The sequence below is a fragment of the Blautia acetigignens genome (genome assembly GCF_025566865.1).
Lineage (GTDB): Bacteria > Bacillota > Clostridia > Lachnospirales > Lachnospiraceae > Blautia_A > Blautia_A acetigignens.
Genome location: NZ_JAOQJM010000001.1, coordinates 85,527 through 104,574, shown reverse-complemented (window position 1 = coordinate 104,574; position 19,048 = coordinate 85,527). Strand labels below are relative to the sequence as shown.

General features: G+C 46.4%; 15 protein-coding genes. 10 read left to right on the top strand and 5 right to left on the bottom strand.

Annotation, left to right across the window (positions count from 1 at the left end):
• Window positions 1-47 precede the first annotated feature (47 nt).
• The 5 genes from OCV70_RS00505 to OCV70_RS00485 are packed head-to-tail and all read left to right on the top strand — an operon-like array spanning window position 48 to window position 6,354.
• Complete coding sequence (locus tag OCV70_RS00505) at window positions 48-1,358, top strand: ABC transporter substrate-binding protein (RefSeq protein WP_173766030.1); 1,311 nt, start codon at window positions 48-50, stop codon at window positions 1,356-1,358.
• Window positions 1,359-1,418: 60 nt separating this feature from the next.
• Window positions 1,419-2,297, top strand: a complete 879-nt coding sequence (locus tag OCV70_RS00500) for a carbohydrate ABC transporter permease (protein ID WP_021924493.1) — start codon at window positions 1,419-1,421, stop codon at window positions 2,295-2,297.
• Window positions 2,297-3,139: a carbohydrate ABC transporter permease gene (locus tag OCV70_RS00495; protein ID WP_021924492.1), complete on the top strand. Its 843-nt coding sequence runs from the start codon at window positions 2,297-2,299 to the stop codon at window positions 3,137-3,139. Before OCV70_RS00500 ends, OCV70_RS00495 begins: the two co-directional genes overlap by 1 nt.
• A gap of 4 nt (window positions 3,140-3,143) precedes the next feature.
• A complete protein-coding gene (locus OCV70_RS00490; protein WP_173766028.1) occupies window positions 3,144-5,495 on the top strand; it encodes a glycoside hydrolase family 65 protein in 2,352 nt (783 codons plus the stop codon).
• On the top strand, window positions 5,479-6,354 hold the full coding sequence (locus OCV70_RS00485; protein WP_173766026.1) for a ubiquitin family protein: 876 nt from the start codon (window positions 5,479-5,481) through the stop codon (window positions 6,352-6,354). Before OCV70_RS00490 ends, OCV70_RS00485 begins: the two co-directional genes overlap by 17 nt.
• A gap of 154 nt (window positions 6,355-6,508) precedes the next feature.
• On the opposite strand, the gene OCV70_RS00480 is transcribed toward OCV70_RS00485, so the two are convergent.
• The 5 genes from OCV70_RS00480 to OCV70_RS00460 all read right to left on the bottom strand — a co-directional run bounded on the left by OCV70_RS00480 (window position 6,509) and on the right by OCV70_RS00460 (window position 13,802).
• Complete coding sequence (locus OCV70_RS00480; RefSeq protein ID WP_021924489.1) at window positions 6,509-7,009, bottom strand: QueT transporter family protein; 501 nt, start codon at window positions 7,007-7,009, stop codon at window positions 6,509-6,511.
• A gap of 327 nt (window positions 7,010-7,336) precedes the next feature.
• Window positions 7,337-9,325: an excinuclease ABC subunit UvrB gene (gene uvrB / locus OCV70_RS00475; protein ID WP_021924488.1), complete on the bottom strand. Its 1,989-nt coding sequence runs from the start codon at window positions 9,323-9,325 to the stop codon at window positions 7,337-7,339.
• Between the two features lie 295 nt (window positions 9,326-9,620).
• On the bottom strand, window positions 9,621-10,628 hold the full coding sequence (locus tag OCV70_RS00470; RefSeq protein WP_021924487.1) for a LacI family DNA-binding transcriptional regulator: 1,008 nt from the start codon (window positions 10,626-10,628) through the stop codon (window positions 9,621-9,623).
• A 1-nt stretch (window position 10,629) separates the two neighbouring features.
• Window positions 10,630-11,835: an ROK family transcriptional regulator gene (locus tag OCV70_RS00465; RefSeq protein WP_173766024.1), complete on the bottom strand. Its 1,206-nt coding sequence runs from the start codon at window positions 11,833-11,835 to the stop codon at window positions 10,630-10,632.
• A 35-nt stretch (window positions 11,836-11,870) separates the two neighbouring features.
• Window positions 11,871-13,802, bottom strand: a complete 1,932-nt coding sequence (locus OCV70_RS00460; RefSeq protein WP_173766022.1) for a DUF4838 domain-containing protein — start codon at window positions 13,800-13,802, stop codon at window positions 11,871-11,873.
• Between the two features lie 525 nt (window positions 13,803-14,327).
• On the opposite strand from OCV70_RS00460, the gene OCV70_RS00455 reads away from it, so the two are divergent.
• The 5 genes from OCV70_RS00455 to nagA all read left to right on the top strand — a co-directional run bounded on the left by OCV70_RS00455 (window position 14,328) and on the right by nagA (window position 19,044).
• On the top strand, window positions 14,328-15,101 hold the full coding sequence (locus OCV70_RS00455; protein ID WP_021925557.1) for an ABC transporter permease: 774 nt from the start codon (window positions 14,328-14,330) through the stop codon (window positions 15,099-15,101).
• Window positions 15,077-15,868, top strand: a complete 792-nt coding sequence (locus OCV70_RS00450; RefSeq protein ID WP_117850523.1) for an ABC transporter ATP-binding protein — start codon at window positions 15,077-15,079, stop codon at window positions 15,866-15,868. Before OCV70_RS00455 ends, OCV70_RS00450 begins: the two co-directional genes overlap by 25 nt.
• 45 nt (window positions 15,869-15,913) lie before the next feature.
• Window positions 15,914-16,933 carry an ABC transporter substrate-binding protein gene (locus OCV70_RS00445; RefSeq protein ID WP_021925559.1) on the top strand — a complete coding sequence of 340 codons (1,020 nt, stop codon included), beginning with the start codon at window positions 15,914-15,916 and terminating at the stop codon, window positions 16,931-16,933.
• A 100-nt stretch (window positions 16,934-17,033) separates the two neighbouring features.
• Window positions 17,034-17,855, top strand: coding sequence for a sugar phosphate isomerase family (locus tag OCV70_RS00440; RefSeq protein ID WP_117850520.1), 822 nt, complete (start codon window positions 17,034-17,036; stop codon window positions 17,853-17,855).
• A gap of 25 nt (window positions 17,856-17,880) precedes the next feature.
• A complete protein-coding gene (nagA, locus tag OCV70_RS00435) occupies window positions 17,881-19,044 on the top strand; it encodes an N-acetylglucosamine-6-phosphate deacetylase (protein WP_117850518.1) in 1,164 nt (387 codons plus the stop codon).
• Window positions 19,045-19,048 lie beyond the last annotated feature (4 nt).

Below are 19,048 nucleotides of genomic sequence, written 5' to 3'. Positions count from 1 at the left end.
TTTACAGGCTATAATACAGTCATCAACCGAAACGAAGGAGGAACATCATGAAAAGAAAAATGATTTCTAAAATTATGGCAGCAGCACTGATCGGAACTATGTGTGCAGGAATGGCTGTACCTGTAATGGCTGCCGATGATGAAAAAGTAACCTTAAGCGTTATCAACTATCACGTAGGAACTGACTACGCAGCTGAGTATTATTCCTATCTGTTCGAGGCTTTCCAGCAGACAGAGGAAGGCAAGAATGTCGAGTTCAGCTTTGAGGAAATTCCTACTACAGATGCATTCAACCAGAAAATCAAGCTTCTCATCTCCAGCGGAGATCTGCCGGACATCGTTTTCAACGGCGGAAACAACATCATTGAGCTGGCTGCAAAATCCGGAAAGGTAGCAGACCTGACTCCTTATCTGGACGCAGATCCGGAGTGGAAATCCCTGTTTGATGACACTTCCCTGGAATTCAATACTGTAGACGGCAAGATCTACGGCATCCCGGTTTCCAAAGAGGTTTCCTATATCTACTACAACAAAGAACTGTTTGAGCAGGCTGGAATCGAAGCACCGGAAGTTGCTTATGCAACCTGGGATGAGTTCTTCGAAGCATGCGACAAGTTAAAAGAAGCAGGAATCACCCCGATCGGAATGGACAGTGCGGACTCCGGCTGGCTGACCAACCTTTGGATGAGCGCCCTGATCGGAACCAACGGAGAGGCTGGAAATGAGTGGATGAACACCATGTATCCAACAGACTACAATACACCGGAAGTAATCGCAGCAGCTGAGAACATCCAGAAAATGTTCCAGAACTACACAACACCGGATGCAGTTGGCGGCAAATACGATCCGATGGCAACCCACTTCTTCAACGGTGAAGTTGCAATGTTCCCGAATGGACCATGGATGATCCCGGATTTCTCCGAAACAGAGAAAGCACCGGAAGGCTTCTATGACAAAGTCGGCATCATGCTTCTTCCTGGAAACGGAATGGAAATGGTTCCAACACCTGGCGACATGGTAGGCGCTACCGATCCTGCAAAAATTGAGGCAGCAGTTGCATTCCTGAAATTTGAAACCACACCGGAAAACCAGATCAAAGCTCTGGAAATGACCGGATTACAGCCTGTATCTGACAATCTTGAGATCCCGGATACACTTTCCGAAAGTGATCCTCTGATGGCACAGGCACTTGAGATCCAGGGCAAAGCAGACGTGACTTACGGACAGAATCAGGCATACTGGTATCAGAACACAATCGATACATTCTCAACAGAGCTTCCGGAACTGGCATATGGAAACATCACAGCAGAAGAGTTCTGCACAAAACTGTCAGAAGCGGCAGCAAAGAATCTGGAATAATGTAAAAGGCCTGTCACCTGATACAGCTTTGGTGACAGGCTGTTTTTATGGGGAGAAAAAATGAATACGAAAAATAAAAAAATATGGATTTTCCTGTTTACCATTCCCTGCATGATTTTGTTCGCGCTTGTGTATGCGGCTCCAATCATCACGGTTTTTTACACCTCTCTGTGTGATTATACAGCATTTAGCGCACCTGCCTTTCAGGGAATCAAAAACTTCATTACAATTTTTAGCGACAGTGATTTTATCTGTTCCATCCGAAATACCCTTCTGTGGGTAGTGCTGCAGTCTACTCTTCACGTAGGCGTAGGTCTTGCCATGGCCCTTGTTCTTCGAAGAAAGCCAAAGGGCTGGAAAATCGCAAGAACTGCTTACATGATCCCGAATATCATTCCTACAGCGGCAACCGGCGTGATGTTTACCTTGCTCTTGAATCCTATGTTTGGAATTGTGAAGCCTGTTCTGGATTTCTTTGGCGTGAACTATGCCATGGTTCCAAACCTGTTCGGAAATTCCAGATATGCATTCTGGACCGTAACCGCAACCTGGATTTTCTACTCTGGATTTAACACCATTATTTTCCTGGCAGAGATGGGGGCTGTGAGCAAGGAAATTTATGAGGCAGCAGCCATTGACGGCGCAACGCCCTGGCAGGCAGACCGTTATATCACCTTGCCCCTGATGAGAAATGTATGCGGAACCTGCGTAACCCTTGCCAGTGTTGCCATGGTTTCCCAGTTCGATATTATTTACATGACCACAAAGGGCGGCCCGGGAACGTCTACCCTGAACCTGCCTATTTACCTGTATAAAGCAGCAACCCTGGAAAACAATTATGGAAAAGCAAACGCAGTGGGCGTGGTTCAGATCATCATCGGAATTACCCTGGTTATTCTGATCAAAGGTCTGTTCCGTGAGAAAAAGGAGGCGGCATAATGAGAAAAACAAGCAAAGTGAAAAACGGGATCGCGTCCTTTTTCAAGTATTTCTTTATGATCCTGCTGATCTTTATTTCCCTGGCACCCATCGTGTGGGCGTTTATCAGTTCCTTTAAATCCTATGCGGAAATCAACTCCTCCGCATTGTCCTGGCCGTCCAGATTCAGTTTGGATAACTACAAGGCAGCTCTTCAGTATGCGCCGATCCTGAAATATTTCATGAACAGCGTGATCATTGTAGGCGTCAGCGTGCTGGTGACAGTGGCACTGGTTGCCATGTGTGCCTACGTGATTTCCAGATTTCAGTTTAAGCTGAAAACCCTGATCGTGCTTTTGATCTCCGCATCCTTAATGCTTCCGGCACAGGCGATTTCCCAGCCGCTGTTTGCCATTTTCCAGAAGCTTGGGATTTTTGATACAAAGCTGGGCCTGATCATTGTGTACTCTGCAATGGGAATTCCAATGTCCTTCTTTGTTATGGTCAGCTATTACAAAACCATTTCTACAGCACTGGAAGAATCCGCTTATATTGACGGGGCAACTTTTATCCAGACCTTTTTGCATATTATTCTGCCTCTGGCAAAGCCGGGACTTGTGACCATTGCTATGATCCAGTTTATCAACATCTGGAATGAGTTCTACTTTGCATTGATGCTTACAAGCGGCGACCGTGCCAGAACTGTGCCGATTGCGCTGAACTATTATATGGGAACCTTTGCAAACAACTATTCCGCGCTGTTTGCGGCGGTTGTGATGACGGTACTTCCTACCATTATTTTGTTTATTCTGCTGCAGAGACAGGTTATGGAGAGCCTGACTGCAGGAGCTGTGAAAGGATGAGAATATGGATATCAATAAGAAACCAATTTACCCGGTAGAGCCGTGGAACATTACAGAGACAGAATTTTCCATGGAGACCAACTACCGCAATGAGACAACCTTTGCACTTTCCAACGGATACATTGGAACCCGCGGTACCTTCGAGGAAGGATATGATTTTTCCGTGGATGAAGGTCTGGAAGGAAACTTTATCAACGGATTTTATGAGAGTGTGGATATTCCTTATGGAGAGTGGAATTACGGTTTTCCAACCAAAAGCCAGTCCCTTCTGAACCTGCCGGATTTGAAGAAAACGGAAATTTATGGGGACGGCGAGCTGTTCGACATGCGAACCGGCAAGGTGGAGGATTACAGCCGTGTCCTTCATATGCAGGACGGATATGTGGAAAGAAAGCTGACCTGGACTTCACCAAAGGGGAAAAAGCTGCAGCTTGTGATGAAGCGCTTTGTTTCCCTGGTGCACAAAAACCGGATGTACCAGCAGATCCAGATTACGCCTGTGAATTTTTCTGGGGAGCTCCGCATTTGTTCCCATCTGAATGGAGATGTGGAGAATCATACCAGAAAGACCAATCCTCTGATCGGTTACGGTCCTTTTGGAAGCAGACTGCATATGGACAAGCTTCAGGCTGAGGATGGGGTGCTGTATTACGAGGGCACGACCCTGCAGAGCGGCATGACAATGGCATGCGCAAGTGAATACAAAATAGCAGGAGCCGGGGAGATTGTGACTGTTTTTGGCACAGACGAAGAGAAACGGCATGCTGTGTGTGAAAGCAGAATGGAGGTTCCGGAAAATACCACCATTACCTGCGAGAAATTTATGGTTTATACTTCCAGCCAGGATATGGAAGCTGGCAAGCTGGAAGGATTTGCAAAGAAGGAACTGAAAGAAGCTGTTGAGGGCGGATGGCAGAAAGAGTTTGAGGCCCAGCAGGCGAAAATCCATGAGTTCTGGGAGATTTCCGATGTGCAGATCTATGATGACGAGGCACTTCAGCAGGGAATCCGCTTCAACCTGTTTCATATTATGCAGTCCGCCGGAAGAGACGGACGCACCGGAATGGGCGCAAAGGGACTTTCCGGGGAAGGCTATGAGGGACATTATTTCTGGGATACGGAAATGTATGTGCTGCCGGTATTTGTTTACACGGCACCGGAGCTGGCAAAGAAGCTTCTGGAATATCGTTTCCGCACTCTGGATCAGGCCCGTGACCGTGCAAAGGTTCTGGGACATCCAAAGGGAGCCTTATATCCATGGCGTACCATTAACGGAGAAGAAGCTTCCACCTATTTCCCACTTGGAACGGCACAGTATCATATTAATGCGGACATTGCCTATGCGTTCTGGCTGTATGTAAGCGTGACCGGGGATCTGGAGTTTTTCAAGGACATGGCAGCTGAGGTGCTTGTGGAAACCGCAAGAGTCTGGGCGGATGTGGGATATTTTGCAGAGTGCAGGGGCGGAAAATACTGCATCTGCGCAGTGACCGGACCGGATGAGTACAACGCCATTACAGACAACAATTTCTATACCAACCTGATGGGAAGGGAAAATATCCGCTATGCACTGAAGGCTCTGGAGATGCTAAAGGAAGCCGGAGCGGATGTGTATGAGGCATTTGTTTCCAGAATGGGAATTACAGAGGAGGAAACTGCATACTGGGAAAAAATTGTGGAGAACATGTATTTTCCATATGATGAAAACCGTCAAGTGTATGCCCTGGATGACCGTTTTATGATGCTTCGCCCATGGGATGATTCCAGAATCCCGCTGGAGAAGAGACATCTTCTGTATGAGAACTATCATCCGTTGTTTGTCTACAGACAGAGAATGTGCAAGCAGGCGGACGCGATTTTTGGACTTTATCTGCACAGCAACTTTTTCAGTAAGGAAGAGTTGAAGCGAAACTATGATTTTTATCAGGAAGTGACCCTGCATCATTCTTCCCTTTCCAACTGCGTATTTGGAATGCTGGCGTGCCAGATTGGATATTATGATGAGGCTTATGAATATTTTGCACAGTCTGCCAGAATGGATCTGGATGACTATCATGATAATTTCTATGCCGGTATCCATGCGGCCAACATGGCGGGAACCTGGCAGGCGATTATCAATGGATTTGCAGGCGTGCGCGTAAACGGCGGCGGGCTGGAACTGCACCCGTATGTACCGGAAAAGTGGAATGGTATGCAGTTTCACCTTCTGTACCGTGGAAGAAAGCTGAAGATTCAGCTGACCCATGAAAAGACAAGGGTGGAACTGGCGGCAGGAGATGCTGTCACATTGAAGCTGAACGAGAAGGAAATACATCTGGAACCAGGAGAGGGAAGTGTTTATGAAGAAGAAATATAAAGGAATCTTTTTTGACTGGGACGGTACTGCTGTCCTCAGCCGAAAAGCTCCTGTGGAGGAGATTGTGAAGGCTATGGGACCACTTCTGGATCAGAAGGTGAATCTGGTGATCGTAAGCGGAACTACCATGGAAAATATTGCAGGGGGAAAGCTTGATTCGTATTTTACAAAGGAGCAGCTGGAGCATCTGTATCTTGGCCTTGGAAGAGGGGCTTTTAATTACAGATATGAAAATGGACAGGAGATTGTTTTCTCAGACATGCTTCCGGACAGGAAACTGCTCAGTGATATTCACAGGATCTGTTTTGACATTCACATGGAGCTTCTGGAAAAATACGGAATGAACACGGACATTGTATTTTCCAGACCGAATTACTGTAAGATCGACCTGATGGTGGAGAACCAGAGGGGGGATAACCTGTTTATGCAGGAGAACGAGCTGGATCTGCTGAAGGACTGCCTGAAAAAGCATGGGGTAGAAGGCGGCCTGCAGGGGCTTCTGGATATTTCAGAGGCAGCAGGAGCGCGATATGGGATTACTGTGAAGCCTACCTGTGATGCCAAATACCTGGAGGTTGGAATTTCCAGCAAAAGCGATAATGTGGACCGGATTCTGGAGTATCTGGAGGAGAAAGAGGGAATCAGCCCGCAGGAGTGCAGCTTCTGGGGAGATGAGTATGTGGGAATTGAGGAAGGCATTTACGGAAGCGACAGCTTTATGAAGACTGGGAAAACGGCGGATGGAGAGTTCTTTGATGTGTCTGAGGTTCCGGGAAAACGTCCCGAAGGCGTGGTGCAGCTTGGCGGGGGCGTAGAGAGGTTTCTGGAATTTTTGAAAGAGCAGGCACAGATTGAATAGGAGATTGCGGGGAAAGGGCTTAGAGCTGATGAATGGTTTTGATTAGGCTATTGTCTGCGGATGCAGATTGTGTGATTGTATGATAGAAAAAATACCCGATGGAGAGAATTGGTTAATAAACTAAGCTCTTCATCGGGTATTTGCAGTTATGAATTTATTTTACAGAAGCCTGTCTGCCAAATAAGGTATTCTTGTATTTGGAAAGTGCAGTGAGAAGCACCATACCAAAGATTCCGCAGGATACCACTTCACCAGCGCCTACTGTAAGCATCATAAGCGGGATGGGAAGGTTGGTTCCATATCCGTAGCGAAGTACGAATGGTACCAGAACTGCGTTTGCTACAATCGGCGGAACCGGGGCAAGCCATTTGCTGCTGTTACGAAGCTTGTAGGTAAATACAGCTCCGATGAGGGTGGCAATACTTCCGAATGCAATATCCAGAGGAATGGCACCGCCAAGCAGATTGGCAAGGATGCAGCCTACAAAAAGACCGGGGATGGCAGCTGGTGTGAAGTATGGAAGAATGGTCAGGGCTTCGGAAATTCGGACCTGGATCTCTCCATAGCTAAACGGTGCGAACACCAGTGTCAGTACAACATAGACAGCCGCGATCAGCGCTGCCTGCACCAGAAACAGGGTACTTTTGTTTTTCATATTCATTTGTCTCCTTTAGTTTTGTTTTACGAGTGGAAGGTCACGAACACTCGATTCATTTTCGCGCGGCTTTTGGTCAAGCGGCCATGCTTGCATGGACATTTGACGAATGCCGCGGAGGCATATACCGGAAGGTATATGGCCTACGCCGGGAATCGGCGGAAAAGCCTATAAGACCTTGGTTTTGAGGGCTTTTCAACGGGCATGAGTATAGCATATTTGGGGGAGGAATGCAAGGGAAAATAATGGGCGTACCCACATTTTGTCCACAATGATGCGTCCATGACAAAATTCCAGACATCGTCTGGAATTTTGGGTGGATGTAAGTTATTTCTCGGCATCCGCCAGATTCTTCTTCAGTTCAATCATCTTGTCACGCAGCTCGGCGGCCTGCTCGAAGTTCAGGTCTGCGGCAGCCTGGCGCATCTGCTTCTCCAGCTGGGAAATCAGATTCTTCAGCTCTTTTTTGCTCATGGATTCCGGATCCTTCTTCAGCTTCACCTCTGTTTCTGCAACAGCCTTGGAAACGGCAATCAGGTCACGGACCGCTTTCTTGATGGTAGTAGGTGTGATACCGTGCTCCTCATTATAAGCTTCCTGGATTTCCCGTCGGCGGTTGGTTTCTTCAATGGCGTTTCGCATGGAGTCCGTCATCACATCTGCGTACATAATAACATGGCCATTACTGTTTCGGGCAGCACGTCCAATGGTCTGGATCAGGGAAGTTTCGGAACGGAGAAAGCCTTCCTTGTCCGCATCCAGAATAGCGACTAAAGTGATTTCCGGAATATCAAGTCCCTCTCGCAGCAGGTTGATTCCAACCAGCACGTCAAATACGTCCAGACGCATATCGCGGATAATTTCCGCACGTTCCAGAGTATCAATATCCGAATGAAGATAGCGGACACGGATTCCTACATCCTTCATATACTGAGTCAGATCTTCAGCCATTCTCTTGGTAAGAGTGGTAATAAGCACCTTGTTTTTCTTAGCAGTTTCTTTGTTGACTTCGGAAATCAGGTCATCGATTTGACCCTCTACAGGGCGAACCTCCACCTTAGGATCCAAAAGTCCGGTAGGACGGATGATCTGCTCTGCACGGAGAAGCTCGTGGTCATATTCGTAGTCACCGGGAGTGGCAGACACAAACAGAACCTGGTCCAGCTTATTTTCAAATTCCTCAAAGCTAAGAGGACGGTTGTCCTTGGCAGAGGGAAGACGAAAGCCGTAATCTACCAGTGTCTGCTTCCGGTTCTGGTCACCTGCATACATGGCGCCTACCTGTGGAACGGTCTTATGGGACTCATCAATAATAAGGAGAAAATCATCCCCGAAATAGTCCAGAAGAGTGTAAGGGGGCTGCCCCGGCTCCAGACCGGAAAGATGACGGGAATAGTTCTCAATGCCGGAACAGAATCCGGTTTCCTTCATCATTTCAATATCAAAGTTGGTACGCTCAGAAATTCGCTGGGCTTCTATCAGCTTGTCCTCGCTTTTGAAATAATCTACCCGTTCCTTTAATTCTTCCTCAATGGCAATTGCCGCCTTCTGGATTTGCTCCGCAGGCACAACATAATGGGATGCCGGGAAAATACCGATATGTGCAAGCTGGCACTTGATTTCCCCGGTAAGCACATCAATTTCCGAAATCCGGTCGATCTCATCTCCGAAAAATTCCACCCGCACAGCCGTATCAGAACTGTTGGCCGGAAAAATCTCCAGAGTGTCCCCGCGGACACGGAAGGTGCTTCGGTGAAAATCCATCTCATTGCGGGTGTACTGAATGTCGATCAGTTCTCGGATGACCTCATCCCTGTCCTTGGTCATGCCCGGACGAAGCGAGATCATCATGTCCTGAAATTCCTGTGGAGAACCCAGTCCGTAAATACAGGATACGGAGGAGATGATGATAACGTCCTTGCGCTCAGACATGGCAGCAGTGGCAGAGAGCCTGAGCTTGTCGATCTCGTCATTGATGGCAGAGTCCTTGGCAATGTAGGTGTCCGAGGATGGCACATATGCTTCCGGCTGGTAATAATCGTAATAGGAGACGAAATACTCCACCGCATTCTCCGGGAAAAACTCCTTAAATTCCCCATAAAGCTGCGCCGCCAGCGTCTTATTGTGCGCCAGGATCAGAGTAGGCTTATTCAGCTGCGCAATAACATTCGCCATGGTAAACGTCTTACCAGACCCCGTCACCCCCAGCAAAGTCTCGAACTGATTTCCCTCCTTAAATCCCTTCACCAGTTCCGCAATCGCCTGCGGCTGATCCCCAGTTGGCTTGTATTCCGAATGCAATTCAAAATGATCCATAGTTTTCTCCTGATCTTTTCCTGAAAAAATAACAGTATATTTCCTTTAGTATAACTATGTCTGCATTATATCATTCCCAATAAAAAAAGTACAGAACAATCCGAATGTTTGTTCTGTACTTTTTTTTATTATAACCAGTTTACCTTCGTTTCTCAATCACTATTTTCCATGTATTAATTTTATTACTTTCTTTGACGAATTTTGTTCACCGTTATAGTAAATTCATTTTTTAACGTTACATTGTTCCTTAGTTTGAACTACCGAGAATAACTCGACAGTTGCACTTTCATCCCCCTCACGGACAGCTTTCCCTCTTCGCAAGATAATAGGGCAGGGACAGCTTCATGGGGAGGGTGTGGCCGTTGTTGATGCGGTCGATGAGGAGCTTGGCGGTCATGCGGCCCATTTCTTCGATGGGGATGTGCATAGTGGTAAGCATGGGAGAAATATACTGTGCGATGTCAATATCATCCATGCTGATCACCGCGATATCATTTGGAATGTGATAGCCGCATTCCTTGATAGCCCGGATGGCACCGATGGCGGTAATGTCATTCATGCAGAAAAAAGCAGTCACCTTGGAAGAACGTTTCAGAACCTGGCGAGCACCCTGATAGCCGCCCTCAGAAGAACCGGGCACATTGGCAATCACATTTTTGTCAAAGGCAATGTGATGATCCGCCAGGGTATTGCAGTAAGCCTGATAGCGGATCTCGTTGCAGGTCTCCCCAATATAGCCGATTTTTTCATGTCCCAGGGAAATCAGATGGCGCACAGCATCAGCGGCAATAGCATTGCCGTCGCAGATCACCTGATCCCAGCTTGCATCCAGAGGGTTAAGACCGGTATAGATCACCTTGCGGAAATGTTCCTTCATAAATTTCATGGTAGCCGCATCGCATCGTCCCAGAATGGCAACTCCGTCCACCTCATTTTTCTCAATCTGCTCGCAAACAGAAGGAGTGTGGATATCCAGAGCAGAAAAAGAGTACTTCACCACATAGCCTTCCCTGCGGGCTTCCTGCTCAATGCTTCTAGTCAGCGCCGAGAAAAAAGCATCATTCTGTGCATCCTGGCTGCGGGCATAAAGACAGGCAATAGAAGGAGAAGTTGTTTTCTTCACAGGAACTTTCTGCTTCAGGGTCTGGGCAGAGGTATTAGGCGCATAGCCGCCTGCCCGTGCGATTTTCCATATTTTGTCCTGCAGCTCCTTGCTTGCGGCTTTGGTGGAGTTGCCATTGATGATTCTGGAAACTGTGGAAATGGAAACTCCCGCTTCCCTGGCGATATCTTTTAATGTCATATTATTCTGTCAGGCCTTTCTTCAAAAAGATCTTCTGGATGGCAAGGGCACAGGCCCCTGTAGCACCGTCCAGGGTATCAAATGGGCAAATCTCGAAATTTTTTACATAGTCATTTTCCACAAAGGTAAGTTGCTGTGTGAGAATGCTGCTGAGTTCGGAATGAACCAGCGGGTGGGAAAAAAGCTGTCCGTGCAGGTATATTTTTTCCGGATTATTCAGGATCGCAATGTTGGAGATGGCGATTCCCAGATACTTCAGCGCATTGGAAACAATGGTGCACACCGCTTCATCCCCAAGGGAGTAAGCCGCAGCAATAGTTTCTGTGGTAATTTCCTCCGGAGAGGAGACCAGTCTGTGGAGAATCCCGAAGCTGTCCAGCTGGTACAGCTGCCGGGTGTTTTTGATCAGCCAGGACTCGCTGGCAACAGTCTGAAGGCAGCCCTGCTTGCCGCATTCACAGCGCAGTCCGTTGGGGTTGGCAATGATGTGTCCAATCTCCCCGGAGATAAAGGTATGTCCGGTAAAAAGACTGCCATCCACAATATTGGCACAAAACATGCCCGCACCCACATGGAAAAAGGCAAAATTCTCCGGGGTGTAATCCGGGTGGAAAAGGTACTGTCCAAGGGCCATACAGCGCACATTGTTTTCAAATACAACAGGTAGGGAAAAGGCATCCCGGATCTTATTGGCATCAAAGGTCTGCCAGATATTGCTGCTGTTGATCACAAAGGTGCCCTTTTCGGTTACATGGCCGGGAACCCCGATCCCGATTCCGCAAAAAGAATCAAGGGGAATGCCGCAGTCCTTTAAAACCATCTGAAGAACCTGGATAATGGTTTCCGTGATGGTAAGGCTTAAGTTTTCAGAATAAGGAATCTGATACTGGTAGAGAACCTTTCCCTTTAAATTTGTAACGCATGCAGTCAGCGTTTTTTTGGTAAATTCCAGTCCGAGGGCAGCTGCGTATTCCGGACGGATATCAAGAGACACACGCTTTCGTCCGGCAGAGGAGGAATCCTCCAGGTCATGTCCTGCTTCAAAAACCAGCTGCTCCTGCTGAAGCTGGAAAATGGTGTGGCTGACGGTGGCAGGCGTGATACCTGTAAGCTGTGCAATTCCGGTTCTGGAAATGGAAGGATTGCGGAAAATACATGCAAGAATTCGTTCTCGGTTGGTGAGCTTGGAATTGGAAGTCTGATACATAATTTTCTCCCTCTGAATTTTTGATAGTGCCAGTCTTAATTTTGGGACGTCCGTTCTTCCGGCAGGGAAAATCCGGTATAGCGGTGTGCAACCTCCTGAATCCGGTATACGTCCAGATAAGGCTGGATAAAATCTTCTTTTTTCCGTACAAAATCTGCAAAAAGGCTGAATTTCTCATCAGCTGCATCCGCGTCACCGGATGCCAGAGAAACCAGTGCATCTGTAAGCAAAAGCACATATTCCCTGTGAAAAGTCAGCAGCTTTTGGAAGCGGTCCGAAATCTGATGGCTGTCTTTGGCGCGATTTAAAAGGTCTTCTGCTGTGCCGGACACGTAATCAGAAAGCTGCTGGTATTTCCAGGCAGCAGCAGGATTGGTTCTGGGACCGATGTGATTAAAGTAATCGCAGTCTGACAGCTGGGAAATCCGGGTTAGGTATTCTTTGACTTCATCAGCCATGGAACCGTAGGCTGCCTGGAAATATTCATCCATAAGGGAATCAAAGCTTTCTTCTGTGTCAAGGGTCAGATATCCCATTACATAATTGGGAAGTCCGTTTGGAAGGAATGCACGTAGCTCCTGGCAGCTGATATAGCCATCCAGATGGAGGTTTTTTACATGATGAATGTCCCCTGCAAGTACTTTGCTGATGGAAACATAGCCGAAATCCCCATAGTGGGCACGGCCAAGAGGGTAGTCGTAAACCAGGCTGTTCCCGTCAAAAATTTTCTGCCATTTTGCGAGAAAGGTAAGGTTTTCCTCAATGGTGACAGGAAGAACCATCTGGTTGCGCCTGTATTCCGAAATGGGAACCTCCTGGATCCTGTCCGGATAGGATTCCCGGAAGGTACGGCTGATGGGAGCAAACATGAGGACAAAACGGTCCGGATTCTGGAACCGTTCCTTTACAGGCGGATACAGCAACTCCTGATAAAGAAGGAACACAAGCTTGCAGTCCAGATGTTCTTGGGTAAGGCGCTGGTCAATCAAGTTTAAAAGATGTACATACTGATCCGACAAAGTGGTTTTCCGGCAGCTTTCGCATTCGCAGATATGGTTGTATTCATCTGCCAGCCAGATGTGCAGATAATCTGTGTCCGGGTGCTCCTTTACATAATCAACCACTGTATTGCAGAAACGGTCGATGGCTTCCGGGTCAGAGTAGCATAGATTGGTATTCATGGGAATACGGTCGATGTATTCTCTTTTTCCATTGACCATGGCAAGAAGCCTTTGAACCTTAGGGGAAGGCTCTGCTTTTTCCGGCACCCATCCTATAGAAGGCAGCCCGATGGCTTCGCAGGTCCATCCATGTCCGGCGGCGTGGAGGAGAAGAGAACGCTTTTTCATAGCTTCATGCATTTTTTTGTAGCAGTCCTGCAGGAATGCTTCCGTGAGTTCCATGGGATCCTTTGTTGGATTCAGGGTATGATGATACCATCTTTCCAGAAAAATATAGGGCTCTTTAAATTGAAGAAAGAAGCTGTTGAATCCAAGCTTGGGAAGCCAGTCAATAAAATCCAGAACATTTTCAAGAGAGTCAGCCCCCTCAATGCAGACGCCTCTGTGGCGCAGGGAGGCTCTGTGTGAGTAAGAACAGGTCAGGTCTGCAAGGGAAAGCTGATGGGGCATAACGGTTTCATCCGGCAAAAGAAAACGGTAGCCAAGCCTGCGGAGAAATGCATACATACCAAGAAGCACGCTTCGCGGATTGCTTCCCTGAATGCTTCCTTTTCCATTGGAAAGAGAAATCAAAAACAGGTCATCGGCTCTGGAATCCAGACCGGATGAAAGCTCCGGATCCAGATCCGTGTTTAGATGGATGGTGCAGTCATTGGCAGCAGAACTCTCCGAAGCATGGGAAAAGGCGAATGCAGAATTGACTGCCTTTAAATAACGCTCCAGCTCCGCAGCTGCAAAAGAGATGGTTTCGCAGTCCGGGGAATAACATAAGGTGATTGTGCTCATAATTCAATATCCTTCCTCAAAGAATCATAACAATGTTTAATTATTTATATTATATAAAAAATAAAAGAAAAAGAAAATATAAAAAACTACTAAAATAGATATGCAGAATATAGCATATATAACTAATTAAATATAAATTTACAGAAAATAATGGAGAATAAACCGAAATATAAAACACAAAACGAGATAAGTACACAAATGAATTAAATTTATAAATAAAACAAATAAAAAAATCACCTTGCAATTCCTGCAGAATTAAAAAAATAAGTACAAAATGTTTAATGAAAAACAGGAAAACCAATGAAAAATAAACATAAATGTTAAAAAAATAACGCATAAACAATTTTGATTGTACAAAATAAATAAAATTTACACAAACGTTTGCCTACAGGAAAATCAAGGGTTTGCGTAAAAATTACGAAAAATCCAGTTTGACAAAACATGCTATTTTTTATATATTGCAATTAACACATGTGAACGAAAAAAGACTGAAAAAACAAAGAACGAAAATGGAGGTTAGAGAACATGAAAAAGAAGAAATCCGTGATCAGCAATAAGGTATGGCTGCTGATTTCGTTTCTGGCTGCAATGCTTGTATGGTATCTGCTGTCCCTTGGAAAGGCTACCGGACGAAGCTTTCCATTTGCGGACAAGGTAGTTCCTTCCGTGAAGACCATGATCGACAGAGGCGCGTTCTTCAAGGATATTGCAAGCAGTATGTCATGCGTGGGAGCAGGATTTGGTCTTGGCTTTATCACATCCCTTCCGGTTGCTTTTCTGATGGCATGGTACACACCGGTTCAGAAGATCATCGAGCCATGGATCAATTTTATCCGTAACATTCCGGCTCTGGCATATGCGCCGCTTCTGGTCATTACATTCGGTGTTGGACAGAAGCCAGCAATCATCCTGATCTGGATCTGCACCTTTATGACTATGAGTATTACCATTTATCAGGGAATCCGAAACATTGACGTAACCCTGATCAAGGCTGCAAGAGTGCTTGGAGCCAACGATTTCCAGATTTTTACCAAGATTATCTGTCCGGCAACTGTTCCATTTATTATCACCGCTGTCAGACTTGGACTTGGAGCAGCCCTTACTACTTTGCTTGCAGCAGAGTCTACAGGAGCACAGGCTGGTATCGGAATGAGAATCCGTTCTCTTTCCAATTCCTTTGAATCTGCACCAATGCTGATGTACATCATCTTGCTTGGTATCATTGGACTTATTTTAGTAAAGGTTGTTGACATTATAGAGAGGAAGTTAACGAGATGGCAGGAGACAATAAATCAGTAAAGCTGAAAATTGACAATGTATATAAGGAGTACGATACCTCCAAGGGCAAGATGATCGCATTAAACGGCGTTAATCTCGACATTGCGGAAAATGAGTTTATCTGCGTAGTCGGCCCGTCCGGCTGCGGCAAGTCCACAATGCTGAATATTATCGCAGGACTTTTAGAGCCTACCAGCGGAAACGTATACCTGGACGGCAAACCCATTGAGGGAACCGGAGTAGAACGAGGAGTTGTATTTCAGCAGTATGCACTTTTCCCATGGAGAACCGTAATTAAAAATGTTATGTTCGGACTGGAAATGAAAAAGGTTCCCAAGGATCAGGCAGAGCAGATTGCAAGAAAATACATCAAGTCAGTTGGCCTGGAAGGGTTTGAGCATTCCTATCCAAAGGAGCTGTCAGGAGGTATGAAGCAGCGTGTGGCAATTGCAAGAGCTTATGCAGCCAACCCGGAAGTGCTTCTTCTGGATGAGCCGTTTGGAGCACTGGATGCACAGACCAGGGTACAGCTTCAGACAGAGCTTCTGAATACCTGGGAACAGGAGAAGAAGACCTGCTTCTTTATTACACACGATGTAGACGAGGCAATCATTCTTGCACAGCGTGTTGTAATCATGAGTGCCCGCCCGGGACGAATCAAGAAGATCGTGAACATTGACATTCCTTATCCGAGAACACAGGAAACCAAATCCGATCCAAGATTCCTGGAACTCAAAGCAGAAATCTGGAACGAGGTTTACAAAGAGTTCCTTGAGGTAAGAAAGTAAATAAGAAAATTAAAAAAAGGAAAATAAAAAAGGAGGATATTTTATATGAAAGGATTCTTTAAGAAAGCAGCAGCGTTACTTATGGCAGGTCTTATGGCTGGATCTATGGCAGCTGTACCGGCATTTGCAGAAGAGGCAGAGGATGCTGCACCGGAGAAAGTGGAACTGAACGTTGCTTACATGCCGAACTACGCATCCCTGTGGTCTGTTCTTACAGGAATGGACAAAGGATACTTCGAAGAAGAAGGCATTGAGATCAAGCTCTGGGAGTTTGCAGATGGTCCTTCTGAGATCGCAGCAATGGAGGGCGGAAGCATTGACCTTGCTTATATCGGACATGGAGCTCATAAGCTTTGCATCAAGGGACAGGCTGAGATCTTTGCACCAAGCTCTGTACACAGCACAGACCGTGTGATCGTTCTTCCTTCCTCAGATGTAACTTCTACAGATGATCTTGCAAACTTAAAAGGCAAGAAAGTAGCGTACACAGCAGGTTCTTCTTCTGAGACCGCATTAAACGGCGCTCTTGCAGTAGCAGGCCTTACAATTGATGACATTGACGCATACGAAATGGATGCAACCAACATGGTAGCAGCTATGGCATCCGGTTCTGTAGATGCATGCTTCGCATGGAACCCATACAGCAACCAGATTCTTGAGAACAACGAAGATGCAGTTGAATTAGAGTTCGCAACAAACTCTGTAAACCTTTCCAGCTGGATCTGCCTGCCAAGCTATGCAGAAGAGAACCAGGATATTCTGTTAAGATTCAGCAGAGCTCTTTACAAAGCTATGGAATTCTCATCACAGCCTGAGAACTGGGAATATGCAGTTGGTCTTTACGCAAAACAGTGTGCAAAAGATGTAGACGCATGCATGGTTGAGACAAACGACGCAACCTGGTTCAGCGCAGACGATATTAGAACTGGTCTGGAAGATGGAACAATTTCCGATTACTATCAGAGACAGCAGCAGATGTTCATCGACAGCGGTGATGTAGAGGAAGAGGTTCCGCTTGAGAACTATGTAATGTTTGACTTAATGAAGGAAGCATTAGCTGAATAATATTTTAGGAAGGAATGAACCCTGTGGAACTGCGAAAGTTTGTTCCGCAGGGTTTCATTTTTTCAATGGCAATATCTCACAGAAAAAGAAAGAGGTAATTATGAGACACGAATATTATTACTATAACAAAGAAGAATTACTGAAAAATCCCAAAATCCCGCTGATCGTAATGGAAGACAATCCTGCCGTATTTCGCTCCATGGCAGAGGAAATGGTGGAAGAAATCAAACGGAAAAATGCTCTTGGAGAGAAAACGGTATTTATCTGCCCGGTTGGCCCGGTTGGCCAGTATCCTTATTTTGTAGAAATGGTCAATGAGCAGAATATCAGTCTGAAAGATGTATGGTTCATCAATATGGATGAGTATCTTACCGATGACAAAAAGTGGGTTCCAAAGGACCATCCTTTAAGCTTCCGCGGATTTATGGACAGGACTGTTTATACAAAGATCAAACCGGAGCTGGTGATGCCAGAGGAGCAGAGAGTTTTCCCGGATCCGGAAAATTTAGGCCATATTGAGGATGTGATCCAGCAGCTTGGCGGTGTAGACATCTGCTTTGGCGGAATTGGAATCAACGGACATGTAGCTTTTAATGAAGCTTCTGATACCATGAGCCCGGAAGAATTTCTGGCACAGCACACAAGAGTACTGGAGATTTCCAGGGAGACAAGAGCTGTCAATTCTATCGGAGATCTGAACGGTGCCCTGGATGACATGCCTCATTACTGTATTACAATTGGAATTTATGAGATCGCACATGCAAGAAAAATCCGTCTTGGCTGCTTCCGCGACTGGCACAGAAGTGTGGTAAGACATGCCGCATACGGCGAAAAGACAGCACATTTTCCGGTCAGCCTTCTTCAGGATCACCCGGATATTAATCTGAAATTCACAGAATTTGTAGCAAATCTGCCGGAATAAAGCAAAGAAAGAGTGGAGGCGAAATATGACCTGGTACCTTGTAAACGGCGATGTGTATATGGAGCATCGCTTTCTGAAAAAAACATTAAAGCTGGAAGAGGGACGTATTTTTGTCCTTCCACCAGATACCCGTCCGGAAGAAGGAGCGCACATCTACAATGCAGCCGGGAAAAAAATCGTCCCAGGCTTTATTGATGTACATACCCACGGCGCAGTTGGCGTGGACGTCAATGCCGCAACCGCAGAGGATTATGAGAAAATCTGCCGTTTCGCAGCAGGAAATGGAACCACCTCCTGGCTGTGCTCTGTGCTTACGGATACAAAGGAACAGACCTGCCGCTGTATTGATGAGTTCAAAAAACACCAGCAAATGGAACAAAAAGGAGCCAATCTTCTGGGCATCCATCTGGAAGGCCCGTTTTTGTCCAGCGAGTATAAAGGCGCTATGCCGGAGTATCTTCTGCAGAAGGCGAATCTTCCTCTTCTGAAGGAATATCAGCAGCGCGCAGAAGGTGCGATCCGCTACATTACAGTTTCCCCGGAGGTAGAGGGAATTCCGGATATGATCCCGGAAATACGAAAGCTTGGAATTACAGTAGCCATCGGCCATTCCGGCGCAGATTATGAAACCAGCTGGGATGCCATAAGAAAGGGGGCGCAGAGCTGTACCCACACCTTTAACGCCATGAAGCTTCTCCATCAGCATTTTCCTGCAATCATGGGAGCAGCGCTGGAGTCGGATATTTACTGCGAGGCAATCTGCGACGGCAGACATCTTCATCCGGGAACTGTAAGGCTTCTTTTGAAGGTGAAGGGTCTGGACCGTGTGGTTGCCATCACGGATTCCATTATGGCAGCCGGTCTTCCAGATGGAAAATACAAGCTTGGGGTCAATGATGTGGTAGTGGAAGACGGAGATGCCAAGCTGGCAGAAAACGGCGTCCGGGCAGGAAGTACCCTGACCCAGAATGTTGCCCTTAAGAATCTTCTGAAGTTTACAGGAAAGAGCCTGGAAGAAATCCTTCCCCTTCTTACGGAAAACCCGGCAAACCTGATCAAAATTGCAGACCATAAAGGCTTTATTGCAGATGGAATGGACGCGGATCTTGTGGTGCTGGATCCGGATTTTGAAGTTTTTGATACCTTCGTAGGCGGAAGAAAAGTCACCTCAGAGGATTCGAATATATAAATGG